General features: G+C 62.1%; 13 protein-coding genes. 7 read left to right on the forward strand and 6 right to left on the reverse strand.

Annotation, left to right across the window (positions count from 1 at the left end; genetic code table 11):
* Positions 1 to 79 precede the first annotated feature (79 nt).
* Positions 80 to 1,180 carry a tRNA 2-thiouridine(34) synthase MnmA gene (gene mnmA, locus ITX55_RS03890; RefSeq protein WP_016928066.1) on the forward strand — a complete coding sequence of 367 codons (1,101 nt, stop codon included), beginning with the start codon at positions 80 to 82 and terminating at the stop codon, positions 1,178 to 1,180.
* Positions 1,181 to 1,231: 51 nt separating this feature from the next.
* Here the strand turns inward: mnmA and kup are convergent, their stop codons facing one another.
* On the reverse strand, positions 1,232 to 3,100 hold the full coding sequence (kup, locus tag ITX55_RS03895; protein WP_108680550.1) for a low affinity potassium transporter Kup: 1,869 nt from the start codon (positions 3,098 to 3,100) through the stop codon (positions 1,232 to 1,234).
* A gap of 331 nt (positions 3,101 to 3,431) precedes the next feature.
* On the opposite strand from kup, the gene hflD reads away from it, so the two are divergent.
* On the forward strand, positions 3,432 to 4,058 hold the full coding sequence (gene hflD / locus ITX55_RS03900) for a high frequency lysogenization protein HflD (protein WP_033642780.1): 627 nt from the start codon (positions 3,432 to 3,434) through the stop codon (positions 4,056 to 4,058).
* Positions 4,059 to 4,080: 22 nt separating this feature from the next.
* Positions 4,081 to 5,451 (forward strand): adenylosuccinate lyase, encoded by a 1,371-nt coding sequence (gene purB, locus ITX55_RS03905; protein ID WP_108680545.1) that lies wholly within the window; start codon positions 4,081 to 4,083, stop codon positions 5,449 to 5,451.
* Positions 5,452 to 5,502: 51 nt separating this feature from the next.
* On the opposite strand, the gene ITX55_RS03910 is transcribed toward purB, so the two are convergent.
* The 3 genes from ITX55_RS03910 to ITX55_RS03920 all read right to left on the reverse strand — a co-directional run bounded on the left by ITX55_RS03910 (position 5,503) and on the right by ITX55_RS03920 (position 8,306).
* On the reverse strand, positions 5,503 to 6,207 hold the full coding sequence (locus tag ITX55_RS03910; RefSeq protein WP_046899339.1) for a GNAT family N-acetyltransferase: 705 nt from the start codon (positions 6,205 to 6,207) through the stop codon (positions 5,503 to 5,505).
* 15 nt (positions 6,208 to 6,222) lie between these two features.
* On the reverse strand, positions 6,223 to 6,675 hold the full coding sequence (locus ITX55_RS03915; RefSeq protein WP_033652064.1) for a GNAT family N-acetyltransferase: 453 nt from the start codon (positions 6,673 to 6,675) through the stop codon (positions 6,223 to 6,225).
* A 116-nt stretch (positions 6,676 to 6,791) separates the two neighbouring features.
* Entirely contained in the window at positions 6,792 to 8,306 is a 1,515-nt protein-coding gene (locus ITX55_RS03920; protein WP_069100058.1) for a PLP-dependent aminotransferase family protein, read from the reverse strand.
* 139 nt (positions 8,307 to 8,445) lie between these two features.
* Between ITX55_RS03920 and ITX55_RS03925 the strand changes: the two genes are divergently transcribed.
* On the forward strand, positions 8,446 to 9,210 hold the full coding sequence (locus tag ITX55_RS03925; protein WP_042784278.1) for a GntR family transcriptional regulator: 765 nt from the start codon (positions 8,446 to 8,448) through the stop codon (positions 9,208 to 9,210).
* A gap of 4 nt (positions 9,211 to 9,214) precedes the next feature.
* Here the strand turns inward: ITX55_RS03925 and ITX55_RS03930 are convergent, their stop codons facing one another.
* Complete coding sequence (locus ITX55_RS03930; RefSeq protein WP_046686902.1) at positions 9,215 to 10,234, reverse strand: ADP-ribosylglycohydrolase family protein; 1,020 nt, start codon at positions 10,232 to 10,234, stop codon at positions 9,215 to 9,217.
* Positions 10,235 to 10,612: 378 nt separating this feature from the next.
* On the opposite strand from ITX55_RS03930, the gene phoP reads away from it, so the two are divergent.
* The 3 genes from phoP to ITX55_RS03945 all read left to right on the forward strand — a co-directional run bounded on the left by phoP (position 10,613) and on the right by ITX55_RS03945 (position 13,953).
* Positions 10,613 to 11,284 carry a two-component system response regulator PhoP gene (gene phoP, locus ITX55_RS03935; RefSeq protein ID WP_004941169.1) on the forward strand — a complete coding sequence of 224 codons (672 nt, stop codon included), beginning with the start codon at positions 10,613 to 10,615 and terminating at the stop codon, positions 11,282 to 11,284.
* 5 nt (positions 11,285 to 11,289) lie between these two features.
* On the forward strand, positions 11,290 to 12,747 hold the full coding sequence (phoQ, locus tag ITX55_RS03940) for a two-component system sensor histidine kinase PhoQ (RefSeq protein ID WP_033652118.1): 1,458 nt from the start codon (positions 11,290 to 11,292) through the stop codon (positions 12,745 to 12,747).
* Between the two features lie 84 nt (positions 12,748 to 12,831).
* Positions 12,832 to 13,953 carry a cupin domain-containing protein gene (locus ITX55_RS03945; RefSeq protein ID WP_004941161.1) on the forward strand — a complete coding sequence of 374 codons (1,122 nt, stop codon included), beginning with the start codon at positions 12,832 to 12,834 and terminating at the stop codon, positions 13,951 to 13,953.
* A gap of 41 nt (positions 13,954 to 13,994) precedes the next feature.
* Here ITX55_RS03945 and ITX55_RS03950 read toward each other — a convergent pair whose 3' ends face one another.
* The gene (locus ITX55_RS03950) at positions 13,995 to 15,083 is read right to left on the reverse strand and encodes a malate/lactate/ureidoglycolate dehydrogenase (RefSeq protein ID WP_049188248.1); all 1,089 of its coding nucleotides are present in this window, start codon (positions 15,081 to 15,083) and stop codon (positions 13,995 to 13,997) included.
* Between the last annotated feature and the right edge of the window lie 204 nt (positions 15,084 to 15,287).

The following is a 15,287-nucleotide window of genomic DNA, read 5'->3' on the forward strand; positions in this document are numbered from 1 at the left end:
TGCGCCGGCGCGGGCAACGTGGTAAAATCCTGCGCTTGTTTTTATCAGCACGGTTCGTGTTCAAGTTCGTGAGATCCCCATGTCAGACAACAGCCAGAAAAAAGTAATCGTCGGTATGTCCGGCGGCGTCGACTCTTCCGTTACCGCCTATCTGTTACAGCAACAGGGCTATCAGGTCGCTGGGCTGTTCATGAAAAACTGGGAAGAAGACGACGACGAAGAGTACTGCTCCGCCGCGACCGATCTGGCCGACGCGCAAGCGGTCTGCGACAAGCTGGGCATCGAACTGCACACGGTGAACTTTGCGGCGGAATACTGGGACAACGTGTTTGAGCTGTTCCTGGAAGAGTACAAGGCCGGCCGCACGCCGAACCCGGACATCCTGTGCAATAAAGAAATCAAATTCAAAGCCTTCCTGGAGTTCGCCGCCGAAGACCTGGGGGCCGATTTCATCGCCACCGGCCATTACGTGCGCCGCCAGGACGTGGACGGCAAAAGCCGCCTGCTGCGCGGCGTCGACGGCAACAAAGATCAGAGCTACTTCCTCTATACCCTGAGCCACGAGCAGGTGGCGCAAAGCCTGTTCCCGGTTGGGGAACTGGAGAAGCCGGAGGTGCGCCGCATCGCCGAGCAACTGGAGCTGGTCACCGCCAAGAAGAAAGACTCCACCGGCATCTGCTTTATCGGCGAGCGCAAATTCCGCGACTTCCTCGGCCGCTACCTGCCGGCGCAGCCGGGCCCGATCGTTAGCGTCGACGGCCAGACCGTCGGTGAACACCAGGGCCTGATGTATCACACCCTGGGCCAGCGCAAAGGGTTAGGCATCGGCGGCCTGAAAGACAGCAGCGAAGATCCGTGGTACGTGGTGGATAAAGACGTGGCCAATAACGTGCTGGTGGTCGCGCAAGGGCACGATCACCCGCGCCTGATGTCAGTCGGCCTTATCGCGCAGCAGCTGCACTGGGTTGATCGCCTGCCGCTGACCGGCCCGTTCCGCTGTACGGTGAAGACCCGCTATCGCCAGCAGGACATCCCTTGCACCGTGACCCCGCTCGACGACGAACGCATCGAAGTGCGTTTCGACGAGCCGGTCTCCGCCGTCACCCCCGGCCAGTCGGCGGTGTTCTACCAGGGCGAAATCTGCCTCGGCGGCGGCATCATCGAACAGCGCCTGGCGTAGTTCGCCTGCCGCCCAAGAAAAACGCTGCGTTTACCGCAGCGTTTTTTTTATTCAGAATTCCACCTGCGCCCCCAGTTCGATCACCCGGTTTGGCGGGATTTCGAACAGATCCGGCGCCCGCAGCGCGTTGCGCTGCAACAGCTGGAACACCTTGCCGCGCACGCGCAGATACCAGGGGCGCTTGCCCAATACCAGCGTATCGCGCGACATGAAGAACGAGGTCTCGTTCATGGTGAAACTCATCCCCTCCAGGCCGCAGCGATAAAGGATATCCGTCACGTTGGGCGTTTCGCGCCAGCCGTAGCTCGCCACCACCCGCCAAAAGCTCGTCGACAGCTGTTCGATCGCCACCCGCTGCACGTTGTGCACATACGGCATGTCGGTAGTCACGATAGTCAGCAGCACCACGCGCTCATGCAACACCTTGTTGTGCTTCAGGTTATGCAGCAGCACCAGCGGCACCGCATGCGGCGTGCGCTCCATAAACACCGCGGTGCCCGGCACCCGCTTCGGCGGCGCCTTCTCCAGCGACTCGATCAGCGCGGTCAGCCCTTCCTGGTTGTCGCGCAGCCGGCGGATCAGGCGCGAGCGCTCGGTCTTCCAGGTCAGCATGATCAGCAGAATGATCAACCCCAGCGCCACCGGCAGCCAGCCGCCGGTCGCCAGTTTGATCAGGTTGGCGCCGAACAGCGGCACGTCGATGCACAGCATGGCAAGCAGCATCAGCCCCCCCAGATAGCGCGGCCAGCCCCAGTTTTTCACCGCCACGATGCTCAGCAAAATCGACGACAGCAGCATGGTGCCGGTCACCACGATGCCGTAAGCCGAGGCCAGGTTGCTGGAGTGTTTGAAACTGATAATCACGATCAACACCGCCGCGAACAGCAGCCAGTTCACCACCGGAATGTAGATTTGCCCGGACTCCTGATCGGAGGTATAGATGATGCGCATCGGCGGCAGGTAGCCCAGCCGCACCGCCTGGCGCGTCAGGGAGAAGACGCCGGAGATCACCGCCTGCGAGGCGATCACCGTCGCCAACGTGGCGATCACCAGCAGCGGGATCAGCGCCCAGGTGGGCGCCAGCAGGAAGAACGGGTTATTGATCGCCGCCGGGTTGGCCAACAGCAGCGCCCCCTGGCCAAAGTAGTTCAGCACCAGCGCCGGCGCCACCAGCGTAAACCACGCCAGGCGGATCGGTTTTTTGCCGAAGTGGCCCATGTCGGCGTACAGCGCTTCGGCGCCGGTGACCGACAGCACCACCATGCCCAGCGCGAAGAACGACACTGCCTTGTACTCGAGGAAGAAATTCACCGCCCAGTAAGGGTTCAGCGCCCGCAGCACGCCGGGGTGATGCAAAATGCCGCCGATGCCGAGCAGCGCCAGCGTCAGGAACCAGATGACCATCGCCGGGGCGAACAGTTTGCCGACGCTGCCGGTGCCGTGTTTCTGGATCGCGAACAGCGCGGTCAACACCAGTAGCGATAGCGGCACGATAAAGCTGTCCAGCTCGGGGGCGATAATCTGCAGGCCTTCGATAGCCGAGAGCACCGAAATGGCCGGGGTAATCACCCCATCGCCATAAAAGAAGCTGCCGCCCACCAGCCCGATCAGCACCGCCGCCGGCACCCAGCGCGCATCCAGCTTGCGGATCGCCAGCGACATCAGCGTCAGAATCCCCCCTTCACCGTCGTTGTCGGCGCGCATCACGAAGCAGACGTATTTGATCGACACCACCAGCGTCAACAGCCAGAAAATCAACGACAGAAAGCCGTAGATCGACGTCGGCGTCAGGGTGATCCCTTCTTCCGCCGTCAGGCATTCGCGCAGGGTATACAGCGGGCTGGTGCCGATATCGCCGTACACCACGCCGATGGCCGCCAGCGTCACCGCCGGCAGCGGCTGCTTGTTTTTTACGTGCATATAAAGGTCTTTATTTGAGGGGTCACGTTGGCAGTATAGATGCAGCCGCCGCACTTTATTTGCCGCCGCAACAATAAGTTCGTGCCGCGCCACCGGCGATTTTCGCCGTCTATTTGCGCAGTTCTGCGCCGCACGGCGCATCCGCCTCGCCACAGGCGTATTAGACGCTGGGTTTACCCTCAATTTTATGGCATGATCCGCGGCATTCGTTGTCATCGTTGTTACAGCCACGCCCGATCGTTACCGTTCGCGGCCGCCGCCGTTACCCTGGCGATACACACAACCTTATACAGTAAGCCATGTACCGTTCACCGCGTTTACAGGAGTCATCGTGGCGAAGAATTATTATGACATCACGCTGGCCATGGCGGGCATCAGCCAGTCGGCGCGTTTGGTTCAGCAATTGGCCCATGAAGGGCAATGCGACCGCGAAGCGTTTCACACCTCGCTGAAAAGCCTGCTGCAGATGGACCCACCCTCTACGCTGGCGGTGTTCGGCGGCGAGGAGCGCAATTTGATGGTCGGCCTCGAAACCCTGATGGGCGTGCTTAACGCCAACAACAAAGGGCCGGGCGCGGAACTGACCCGCTACACCATCAGCCTGATGGTGCTGGAGCGCAAGCTCAACGCCAACAAACAGGCGATGAACACGCTCGGCGAACGCCTCGGCCAGCTCGAACGCCAGCTGGCGCACTTCGATCTTGAGTCGGACACCATCATCAGCGCGCTGGCCGGCATTTATGTCGACGTGGTCAGCCCGCTCGGGCCGCGCATCCAGGTGACCGGCTCACCGGCGATCTTGCAGAACCCGCAGGTGCAGGCCAAAGTTCGCGCCACGCTGCTGGCCGGCATTCGCGCCGCCGTGCTGTGGCAACAGGTCGGCGGCAGCCGCCTGCAGTTAATGTTTTCCCGTAATCGTCTGTTCAAGCAGGCGCAAAATATCGTTGCTCATTGTTAATCGATCCCAGGAGTTGCTACCGATGGAATTATCCTCACTGACCGCCGTTTCCCCCGTTGATGGACGCTACGGTGATAAAGTCAGCGCACTGCGCCCCATTTTCAGCGAATACGGTCTGCTGAAATTCCGCGTACAGGTTGAAGTACGTTGGCTGCAAAAACTGGCCGCCTGCGCAGAAATCAAGGAAGTTCCCGCTTTTGACGCCGACGCAAACGCTTTCCTCGACAAAATCGTCGCTGAATTCAACGAAGAAGACGCTCAGCGCATCAAAACCATCGAGCGCACCACCAACCACGACGTGAAAGCGGTCGAGTATTTCCTGAAGGAAAAAGTGGCGGCGGTGCCTGCGCTGCACGCGGTGTCCGAGTTCATCCACTTCGCCTGCACCTCCGAAGACATCAACAACCTGTCGCATGCGCTGATGCTGCAAAGCGCTCGTCAGGACGTGGTGCTGCCTTACTGGCGTAAAATCATCGATGCGCTGAAAGGGCTGGCGCTGGAATACCGCGATATCCCGCTGCTGTCGCGCACCCACGGCCAGCCGGCTACGCCGTCGACCGTCGGCAAAGAGTTCGCCAACGTGGCTTACCGCATGGAGCGCCAGTACCGCCAGCTGGAGCGTGTGGAGATCATGGGTAAAATCAACGGCGCGGTCGGCAACTACAACGCCCACATCGTCGCCTACCCGGAAGTGGACTGGCATCAGTTCAGCGAAGCGTTCGTGACCTCGCTCGGCATCACCTGGAACCCGTACACCACCCAGATTGAACCGCACGACTACATCGCCGAGCTGTTCGACTGCGTAGCGCGTTTCAACACCATTCTGATCGACTTCGACCGCGACATCTGGGGCTACATCGCCCTGAACCACTTCAAGCAGAAGACCATCGCCGGGGAAATCGGCTCCTCCACCATGCCGCACAAGGTCAACCCGATCGACTTCGAAAACTCCGAAGGCAACCTGGGCCTGGCCAACGCCGTGCTGGGCCACCTGGCGGGCAAACTGCCGGTCTCCCGCTGGCAGCGCGACCTGACCGACTCCACCGTGCTGCGTAACCTGGGCGTGGGCCTGGGCTATGCGCTGATCGCCTATCAGGCCACCCTGAAGGGCATCAGCAAGCTGGAAGTGAACCAGACGCACCTGCTGGACGAACTGGATCACAACTGGGAAGTGCTGGCCGAACCGATCCAGACCGTGATGCGCCGTTACGGCATCGAGAAGCCTTACGAGAAGCTGAAAGAGCTGACCCGCGGCAAGCGCGTGGACGCCGCTGGCATGCAGGCGTTCATCGACGGTCTGGCGCTGCCGGAAGAAGAGAAAACCCGTCTGAAGGCGATGACCCCGGCCAACTACATCGGCCGCGCCACCACCCTGGTCGACGAGCTGAAGTAAGCGCGTTAGACCCACAACGACAAGGCGGCCCGCGGGCCGCCTTGTTGCTTATTATTCGCCGCGCAACACCTGCAGCCGGGCTATCTGCCGCCCCTGCGCATCGAAGTTCTCGGCACTCAGCCAACGCGCCAGCGCCTGCCGCACCGTCGGCCAACGGTCGGCGGTGATGGCGAACCAGTCGGTATCCCGGCTGCGCCCCTTGACGATCACCGCAAAGCGGAAGTTGCCCTCGTAACGGAAACCAAAGCGCAGCGCGGCCTGGCGCGACGGCGCGTTGTGGCTGTCGCACTTCCATTCGCAGCGGCGGTAGCCCAGCGTATCAAAGGCGTAGCGCAGCAGCAGCGCGATGGCTTCGGTGGCGCTGGAGCGCTGTTTCATCAACGGCGACCAGCTGACGTGGCCGATCTCCAGCACGCCGTTGGCCTCGTCGATGCGCATCAGCGCCACCGTCCCCACCGGCGCGTCGCTGGCGGCGTCGAACACCGTCAGATTGACCAGCCCCGGGTTGGCCTGCAGCGTCTCCAGATGCTGCAGCATCGCCGCCGGCGTATCGGGCCGTTCGATAGACAGATAGGTCCAGTCGCGGCCGTCCGGCGCCAGCTGGAAAGCATCGTACAGCGCGGCGTAATCCCGCTGCGGCTCGAGCGGCGCCAGTGAACAGAAACGCCCGCCGAGCGTTGCGCCGCCCGGGCGGCGAGCCGGCTGCCAATCCGGCATCGGTTCGCCAATCGGCTGACCATAACGATTCATTGCCATACGCGCCTCCTGCGGTTAACGGGTATAAACGATAAACGAACTTCTTCTGCCGATTTTGTCGTACAGCGAACGCGCCGGCGCGTTGTACTCCTGAGTCATCCAATAGACCCGATCGCTGCCGCGCGCCTCCGCCAGCCGATACGCCTGTTCGAACAGTTTTTCCGACACTTTATGGCCGCGCGCCTGCGGCGACACATAAAGATCTTCGATATAACAATAGCCCACCGCACTCCAGGTGGACGGATGGAATACCAGGTTCATCAGCCCCAGCAGCCGGCCGTCGGCATCCTCCGCCACCAGCCCGTACACCTGTTCATCCTGCCCCAACCGTTCGAAGGTGCGATCGGTCACCTGCGGCGCCACGTCGGCGCGGTAGAAGTCGAGATAGCCCTGCCACAACGCCAGCCATTGCGCTCTGTCGTCGCCATTGATTCTGCGGATAGTCACTTCACGATTTGATGGGTTCATAGCGCCTCACGGGGTTAAGATATTATTTCCATTAGGGAAATAACCGAATAGCGGCAGGATACACCGCGCAGCGACGGTGTAATACGGACCAATTCAAAACGCCGAGCAGACCAATTTTAACCGCCGTTTTCCCGCGGCAGCGCGTTGAACACCTGCGCCAGCGTGGCGATAAAGCGCACGATCTCGTCCGGCGCATAGGCCGAGAAACCGAGCACCAGCGCCCCGCGCTGCGGCGCGCCGGTGTAGAAATCCGCCAGGCCGTACAATCGTATTCCCCGCTCGGCCGCCGCCGTCACCAGCCGCCGCTCCGTCGCCGCATCCGCCAGCGGGCAAACCAGCTGCAGGCCACCCTGCGGCAAGGCCGGGCGCGTCCAGGGCGCGAGATGGCGATGTACCGCGTCGTACAGGACGTCCAGCCTCGCCTTGTACAGCGTGCGCATATTGCGCAGATGCTCGGCGTAGCCGCCCTCGTGCAGGCAGTGGAACAGCGTCATCTGCGCCAGTGCTGACGTGTAGCCGTCCTGAAACTGCCTGGCGGCGACCAATGGCCGCACCAGCTGCGGCGGCGCGATCATGAAACCGATGCGCAGCCCCGGAAACAGCGTCTTGCTGAAGGTGCCGATATACAGCGTGCGCCCGCCGCTGTCCAGCCCCTGTAGCGCCGCCTTGGTTTGTCGATCGTAGTTGAACTCGGCGTCGTAATCGTCTTCGATGATCCAGGCCCGCCGGCGCTGGGCCCACTGCAACAGCGCCAGGCGCCGCTCGAGGCTCAGCGAGTATCCCAGCGGGTAATGATGGGACGGCGTGATGTAAACGCCCCGCCCGCCGCCCGAAGCCTGCATCAGTTGCCCGACGTCCAGCCCTTGCTCATCGATGCCGATCGGCCGCGCCTGCAGCCCCGCCGACTGCACCAGTTTTTTCGCCCCCTGGTAACCCGGCTCTTCGACGAATACCGCATCGCCGGGATCGAACAGCACCTGCGTGCACAGCGCCAGCGCCTGCTGAGAGCTGGTGACCACGATCACCTGCTCCGCCGTCGCCTTGACGCCCCGCTCCCGCTGCAAATAGTGCGCGATCTCCGCACGCAGCTCCGGCAAGCCCTGCGGATCGGCATACCCCAACAGCCGCTCGCCGTGCCGCCGCAGCGCCTGCTTTTCCCACTGCAGCCACGAATCGATGGGAAACGCCCGCAGATCAGCCAGCGAGGGCGTCAGCGACGCCTGACGGCTGGTGTGCGGCGTATGGCTGACCGCCAGCAACGCCCGGCCGCGATCGCTTAGCTCGCGTTCCGCCAGCCGCGCCTCCTGGCCCGCCTGCGTCGCCAGCAGTTCACGGCCGAGCAGCGTATCGCAGCGATAGCGAACATAGCTGCCGCGCCCCACCGCCCGGCTGATGTATCCCTCCGCCTCCAGCCGCGCGTAGGTCTGCTCCACCGTATCGCGCGCCACTCCCAGCCGGGGCGCCAATGCGCGGCTTGGCGGCAGCTTCGCCCGCCACGGCAGTTCCCCGGCGGTGATGAGCCGCAACAGGGCCTGATGCAGCGCCGAACGTCGGGTCAGCCCCTGCTGACGCTGCTGGGTGAAGGCCGCCAGGATTGCCGCGTCGTCCGCGCAGGATGGGTGGTCACTCATGGGCTGTCTGTTTCTCCAAACTCGGGGCGATTGCACACTACTCTACCTTATTTCATCCCCTCGGCGGCGGCAGTTGCGCTGCCCGGCGAAATCCCCTTAAATAAGCCATTGCATTGAGGCTACAGGATTTCCGTCGGCTATGAGCAAGGAGACCAACCAGCGTCTGCTGGAAAAACTGCTGCAGGATCTGGCCAGCGCGGGCGCGATGCCGCTGTATCTGCGCTTTAACGCCTCGGTGCGCCAGGCCATCGAGCAAGGATTGCTGAACGCGGGGGATTTCCTGCCCAGCGAGCGTCTGTTTACCGAACGGCTCGGCATCTCGCGCATCACGGTGCGCAAAGCGCTGGCCTGTCTCGAGCAAGACGGCATCATCGGCCGTTCACGCGGTTACGGCACTTTCATCCAGGCGCAACGGGCCGCGCCGAAGCTGCGCTATTCATTAGCGGACGTCAAAGGGTTCTCGCGCGAGGTGATGCAACAAGGGCGCCGGCCGGACACGCAATGGCTCAGCCGTGAACGGGTACCGGCCAGCGCCGAACTGGCGGAAAAGCTCCAGCTGGCGACCGGAACGCCGATCTATCAACTCAAACGTATCCACTTTCTCGATCGGCAGCCGATGTCGGTGGCGGTGTCCTACGTGGTGGCGGCGGCGATTGCCAACGTCGACGAGATTGGCATCTCGCTCTATGACTACTTCCGCCGAAGTAACGTGGAGATGGGATCGCTGCGCAGCCAGGTCAGCGCGGCCATGGCCGATGACGACATCCGCCGGGCGCTGCAATTATCAGAACCGATGCCGCTGCTGATCGTGCGCCAGACGCTGTTCGACCACCGCAAGAAGCCTATCGAATACAGCGAAAGCTTCTGCCGCAGCGACATGTACGAATTTACCAGCGAAAGCTGATCCGTTACGCCTCGCCCTGCCGACGGCGGCGAAAACGCACGAACGCCTGGGCATACGCCTCGACGTCCAGTGGATTCACCCGCTGCAACTGCGCCAGCAGCGCAGGATCCATCGCTTCGGCGCCGTGCAGCGCGCCGCAGACAGCGGTGGCCATCGCGCCGATGGTGTCGGTATCGCCCCCCAGGTTGGCGCACAGCACGGCGCAACGGGTAGGATCGGTTTGCGCCAACTGCACCATCGCCAACGCCGCCGGCACCGACTCGATGGTGCTCACCCCGGCGCCAATCAGTTGATATATCCGCTCGGATGCCTGTTCGGGATCGGCCGCCTCATCCACCACCTGAAACGCCAACTCGATGCGCGCCGCCAGCGAAGGGCTGAACGTCGTCACCTGACGGCGCTGGGCATACTCCGCTACGCCCGGCAACGCCAGACGAATCGAGGCCCAGTCCGCCCCCTCCACCGCACGCGAAACCGCCCAGGCGATCGCCACGGCACCGGCGACGGCGATGTCGGATTTGTGCGTCGGGCTGGAGGCCAGCCACACCTGCTGACAGAAACCCTCCAGCGGCGCAGACGGCAGCACGCAGCCCAAAGGCGAAATGCGCATCGCCGCGCCGTTGGTGATGCCGTTGTTTTCCAACGCGGCGATCGGCGTGCCCGCTTTCTGCTCGCTCAACGCCAGTTTGGAACTGGGGCCGAGAATGTTCTTGTTGAAGGCGTCAAAACTGTCCACCCAGCGGATCACGTTGCGGGCGATCAGTTCTGGCACCACCTCGCCTTCCGCTTCCAGCAGCGCATCGGCCAGCGCCAACGCCATCGAGGTATCGTCGGTATATTGCCCGGCCTTGAAGTAACAGGCGGCCGAGTTCTCCGCCGGCCCATCGAGGAAGCCGTCTATCCAGCCGAAGTGGCGCTTAACCCGCTCGCGCGGCCACAGCTCGGAAGGCATGCCGAGCGCGTCGCCCAGCATCTGTCCGTAAAATGCGCCCGCTATGCGTTCTGCCTGGGTTAATTGCTTCATCCATCGCTCCTGAGAAAATATGCCGATACCTCAATAATACCTTATTAGTACCTTTAAAGCTTATCAAGCGCTCCGGTTCACACTTTCCTTTCGCGGCAATGCCCGACGCGTTTAAGTTGCGTTTAACGTTGCCCCGCCGCTGTTTATCCGACGTTTATCAGAGCTTGTCGATAATGTCGGCGAACAAATTGATAACGCTTATTTTAATACATTGCTTCGGCTCTCTTGCGGGCCGGGCGGGTTATACCTACCATAACCTCAGCATTTTTTGCCAAAATGGTTCAGGTGGCCGCGTTATCCCCTGACACGCCGCAGAGCGTGTTCCCTTTTATCGCGTGGGTGACAGGACATTCACCCGCACAGTCACAGGAGTTCGCCATGCGAGTACTGGTTGTTGAAGATAATGGTTTGCTGCGCCACCACCTTTCCGTTCAGATGCGCGAGATGGGCCATCAGGTCGATGCGGCTGAAGACGCCAAGGAAGCCGATTATTTCCTGCAGGAGCATGCGCCGGATATCGCCATCGTCGATCTCGGCCTGCCGGGCGAAGACGGCCTGAGCCTGATCCGCCGTTGGCGCGCGCACCAGACCAAGCTGCCGATCCTGGTGCTGACCGCCCGCGAAAGCTGGCAGGACAAAGTGGCGGTGCTGGAAGCCGGCGCCGACGACTATGTCACCAAGCCGTTCCACCTGGAAGAAGTGATCGCCCGCATGCAGGCGCTGATGCGCCGCAACAGCGGCCTGGCATCGCAGGTGATCGTGCTGCCGCCGTTCCAGATCGATCTGTCGCGCCGCGAACTGAGCGTCAACGATCAACAGATCAAGTTGACCGCCTTTGAATACACCATCATCGAGACCCTGATCCGCAACGCCGGCAAGGTGGTGAGCAAGGATTCGTTGATGCTGCAGCTTTACCCGGACGCCGAACTGCGCGAAAGCCACACCATCGACGTGCTGATGGGCCGCTTGCGCAAGAAGGTGCAGGCGGAATACCCGCATGAAGTGATCACCACGGTACGTGGCCAGGGCTATCGTTTTGACGCGAAGTGAACATGATGTTCAACAAGAATAAAAAACCGTTTTCGCTGCGCGCCCGCTTCCTGATGGCGACCGCCGGGGTGATCCTGGCGCTGTCGCTCTCTTACGGTTTGGTGGCGGTCGTCGGCTACATCGTCAGCTTCGACAAGACCGCCTTCCGCCTGCTGCGCGGCGAAAGCAACCTGTTCTTCAGCCTGGCGCAGTGGAAAGACAACAAGCTCACCATCGCCATTCCTCCCGATATCGATCTCAATTTTCCCACGCTGGTGTTTATCTACGACGATAAAGGCAACCTGCTGTGGAGCCAGCGCAAGGTGCCGGAGCTGGAGAAGCTGATCAACAAGGAATGGCTGGAGGAGTCCGGCTTCTACGAAATTGACACCGATACCCGCATCAGTAGCGAAGTGCTGGGGGACAACCCCAAAGCGCAGGATCAGCTGAAGAATTATGACGATACCGATCAGAACGCGCTGACGCACTCGGTGGCGGTCAATACCTATGCCGCCACGGCGCGGCTGCCGGCGTTGACCATCGTGGTGGTCGACAGCATTCCGCAGGAGCTGCAGCGCTCCGACGTAGTGTGGGAGTGGTTCAGCTACGTGCTGCTGGCCAACCTGCTGCTGGTGGTGCCGCTGCTGTGGCTGGCGGCCTACTGGAGCCTGCGGCCGATCAAGGCGCTGGTCAATCAGGTGGGCGAGCTGGAGAACGGCGAACGCGATCAGTTGGATGAGAACCCGCCCAGCGAACTGCGCGGCCTGGTGCGCAATCTGAACATTCTGGTGCGCAACGAACGCCAGCGCTACACCAAATACCGCACCACCCTGTCGGATCTGACCCACAGCCTGAAAACGCCGCTGGCGGTGCTGCAAAGCACCCTACGCTCGCTGCGCAGCGGCAAGCAGACCACCATCGAAGAAGCCGAGCCGATCATGCTGGATCAGATCGGGCGCATCTCTCAGCAGATCGGTTACTACCTGCATCGGGCCAGCATCAACTCCGGCCAGACGGTGCTGACGCGCGAGATCCACTCGGTGCCGGCGCTGCTCGACAGCCTGGTGGTGGCGCTGAACAAGGTTTATCAGCGCAAAGGGGTGGTGATCACGCTGGACATCTCGCCGGAAGTGACCTTTATGGGCGAGAAGAACGACTTTATGGAAGTGATGGGCAACGTGTTGGAAAACGCCTGCAAATACTGCCTCGAGTTCGTGGAAATCACCTCGCTGCACTCCGAGAAAAACCTCATCCTCGTCATCGACGACGACGGCCCGGGCATCCCGGAAAGCAAGCGCCAGCTGATCTTCCAGCGCGGCCAGCGGGTGGATACCCTGCGTCCCGGTCAGGGCCTTGGCCTGTCGGTGGCGGCGGAGATCATCGAGCAATACGACGGCGAAATCGTCATCAGCGACAGCCCGCTCGGCGGCGCGCGCATGCAGGTCACCTTCGCCCGCCAGCACGATACCCACCACAACGAGTAAATTATGCCTCTGCGGCCCCGATCCACGGGGCCAAACTTCCGTTATAATCGCACTCAGGCTCACTCCTCTATCCTGGAATAGAACATGGATTATCAATTAGACCTGGACTGGAACGATTTTTTGCAACGTTATTGGCAAAAACGTCCGGTGATTCTGAAGCGCGGCTTCAAAAACTTTATCGATCCGATCTCCCCGGATGAGCTGGCCGGGCTGGCGATGGAAAACGAAGTGGACAGCCGCCTGGTCAGCCACCAGGACGGCCGTTGGCAGGTCGCGCACGGCCCCTTCGAGAGCTTCGATCACCTGAGCGAAAACAACTGGTCGCTGCTGGTGCAGGCGGTGGACCACTGGCATGAGCCTTCCGCAGCGCTGATGCGCCCGTTCCGCCAACTGCCGGACTGGCGGATGGATGACCTGATGATCTCCTTCTCGGTGCCGGGCGGCGGCGTCGGCCCGCACCTCGATCAGTACGACGTGTTCATCATTCAGGGCACTGGCCGCCGCCGCTGGCGAGTCGGGGAAAAAACGCCGCTGAAACAGCACTGCCCGCATCCGGATCTGCTGCAGGTCGAACCGTTCGACGCCATCATCGACGAAGAGATGGAGCCGGGCGACATTCTCTACATTCCACCGGGCTTCCCGCACGAAGGCTACGCGCTGGAAAACGCGCTCAATTATTCGGTGGGCTTCCGCGCGCCGAACGGCCGCGAACTGGTGAGCGGCTTCGCCGATTACGTGCTGGCGCGCGAGCTGGGCAGCAAACGCTACGGCGATCCGGACGTTAAACTGCGCGAACACCCGGCGGAGATCCTGCCGCAGGAAGTGGACGCCTTACGGCAGATGATGCTGGATCTGGTGCAACAGCCGGAACACTTCCAGCACTGGTTCGGCGAGTTTATCTCCCAATCGCGCCACGAGCTGGATCTGGCGCCGCCGGAGCCGCCGTATCAGGCCGGGGAAATCTACGAACTGCTGCAACAGGGTGAAGCGCTGCAGCGCCTGGGCGGGTTGCGCGTGCTGCGCGTCGGCGATCGCTGCTTCGTCAACGGCGAACTGATCGACACCGACCAGCTACAGGCCGCAGACGCCCTGTGCCAGCACTTCAGCGTCGACGCCGCCCTGCTCGGCGACGCGGTGGACGACCCGTCATTCCTGGCGCTGCTGACCGCGCTGGTCAACAGCGGCTATTGGTACTTTAACGACTGATTGCGAGTACGCGAACAAGCCACCCTATCGGGTGGCTTTTTTTATGCCTGCCGCGCCTGCGCGCGAAAACCGGCCAGCGCTTCATTCGCCATGCCCGCCTGCTCCGCCGCCGCGCAAATCTGCCGCCAGGTATTGGCGTCTATCGGTATGCCCTGCTCCAGCCGCGCCGCGCGGTTGGCCTCTTCCCATTCTCCCGGCACCGCGATCGGCTGTTCGCCGCTCGGCGGCGATGCCTTCACCCAGCCGATAAACGCTTCGGCCTCGGCCTGCATTTGCGGGGCGTCGAAGGCCTGAGGATCGAGGATCAGGGTCGTCATGCAGTTGAAGATGGCGTCGCTGTCGGCTTTCAGCGTGGCGTCGTGGGTGGTGCGGCCGCCGGAGAGCGCGCCGCCGAGGATCTCGCACATCGCCGCCAGCGCATAGCCTTTGTGCAAGCCGAACGGCAACAGTGACCCGAACGGCGCTTCGTGCATCACCTTCGGTTCGGTGGTGGGTTGCCCGTGTTCGTCGATCAGATAGCCCGGCGCCACCGACAAGCCTTTGTTATAGGCCACCCGAGTCTTGCCGAAGGCGATGCCGCTGGTGGCGAAATCCAACAGCAGCGGCGTGCGGCCCGGCCGCGGGAAAATGGCGCAGAACGGGTTGGTGCCGAAGCGGCGATCGCTGCCGCCGAACGGCGCCACCATCGGATCGCCTACCACGTTGACGAAGTGAATCGAGATAAAACCGGCGCGGGCGCACTGTTCCGCCCAATGGCCGATGCGGCCGATATGGTGCGCGTTGTGCAGCGCCACCGCCGCCAGGCCCAGTTTGCCGGCGCGCTCAATGCCCAGCGCCATCGCTTCGCTGGCCACCACCTGGCCGAAGCCGCGCGCGCCGTCGAGCGTCAGCACCGCGCCGGCGTCGCGCACCACCTCGGCATGTTGATTAAGCTGCAATTGCCCCTGCGCCAGCGATGCCATGTAACTGGGGATCATGCCGACGCCGTGCGAATCGTGCCCGGCCAGATTAGCCTGCACCAGGTGATCGGCCACCAGCTCGGCTTCGCGCGCCGTGCTGCCGGCCTGGCGCCAAATCGCCTGAACGAACTGCGCCAAATGCGGGCTGGCGATACGGTATTCGGTGCTCATCATGCGGTCCTTATGCGTGGGGAATAGGCTTCAACACTATGAGCAACGCCTTGTTACGGCAAGCGATTATGCCGATCGCAAGCGTCCCGTTTTAACTATGGTATCCGCACGTTAGCCCAGGCGACGAAAAGAGCGGGCGCCGCTACTTTAGCCACCCGGCATAAAGGCTCGCGTTATGGCGCCCCCACCAGCCAAAAAAGAAAC

The organism is Serratia sp. EWG9, from assembly GCF_019913725.1.
GTDB lineage: Bacteria > Pseudomonadota > Gammaproteobacteria > Enterobacterales > Enterobacteriaceae > Serratia > Serratia ureilytica.

Coding starts and splice junctions, on each gene's coding strand:
- mnmA (WP_016928066.1), top strand. CDS start 80: ATGTCAGACAACAGCCAGAAAAAAGTAATCGTCGGTATGTCCGGCGGC.
- phoP (WP_004941169.1), top strand. CDS start 10,613: ATGCGAGTACTGGTTGTTGAAGATAATGGTTTGCTGCGCCACCACCTT.
- ITX55_RS03915 (WP_033652064.1), bottom strand. CDS start 6,675: ATGAACCCATCAAATCGTGAAGTGACTATCCGCAGAATCAATGGCGAC.
- ITX55_RS03910 (WP_046899339.1), bottom strand. CDS start 6,207: ATGGCAATGAATCGTTATGGTCAGCCGATTGGCGAACCGATGCCGGAT.
- purB (WP_108680545.1), top strand. CDS start 4,081: ATGGAATTATCCTCACTGACCGCCGTTTCCCCCGTTGATGGACGCTAC.
- ITX55_RS03945 (WP_004941161.1), top strand. CDS start 12,832: ATGGATTATCAATTAGACCTGGACTGGAACGATTTTTTGCAACGTTAT.
- ITX55_RS03950 (WP_049188248.1), bottom strand. CDS start 15,083: ATGAGCACCGAATACCGTATCGCCAGCCCGCATTTGGCGCAGTTCGTT.
- ITX55_RS03920 (WP_069100058.1), bottom strand. CDS start 8,306: ATGAGTGACCACCCATCCTGCGCGGACGACGCGGCAATCCTGGCGGCC.
- ITX55_RS03930 (WP_046686902.1), bottom strand. CDS start 10,234: ATGAAGCAATTAACCCAGGCAGAACGCATAGCGGGCGCATTTTACGGA.
- phoQ (WP_033652118.1), top strand. CDS start 11,290: ATGTTCAACAAGAATAAAAAACCGTTTTCGCTGCGCGCCCGCTTCCTG.
- ITX55_RS03925 (WP_042784278.1), top strand. CDS start 8,446: ATGAGCAAGGAGACCAACCAGCGTCTGCTGGAAAAACTGCTGCAGGAT.
- kup (WP_108680550.1), bottom strand. CDS start 3,100: ATGCACGTAAAAAACAAGCAGCCGCTGCCGGCGGTGACGCTGGCGGCC.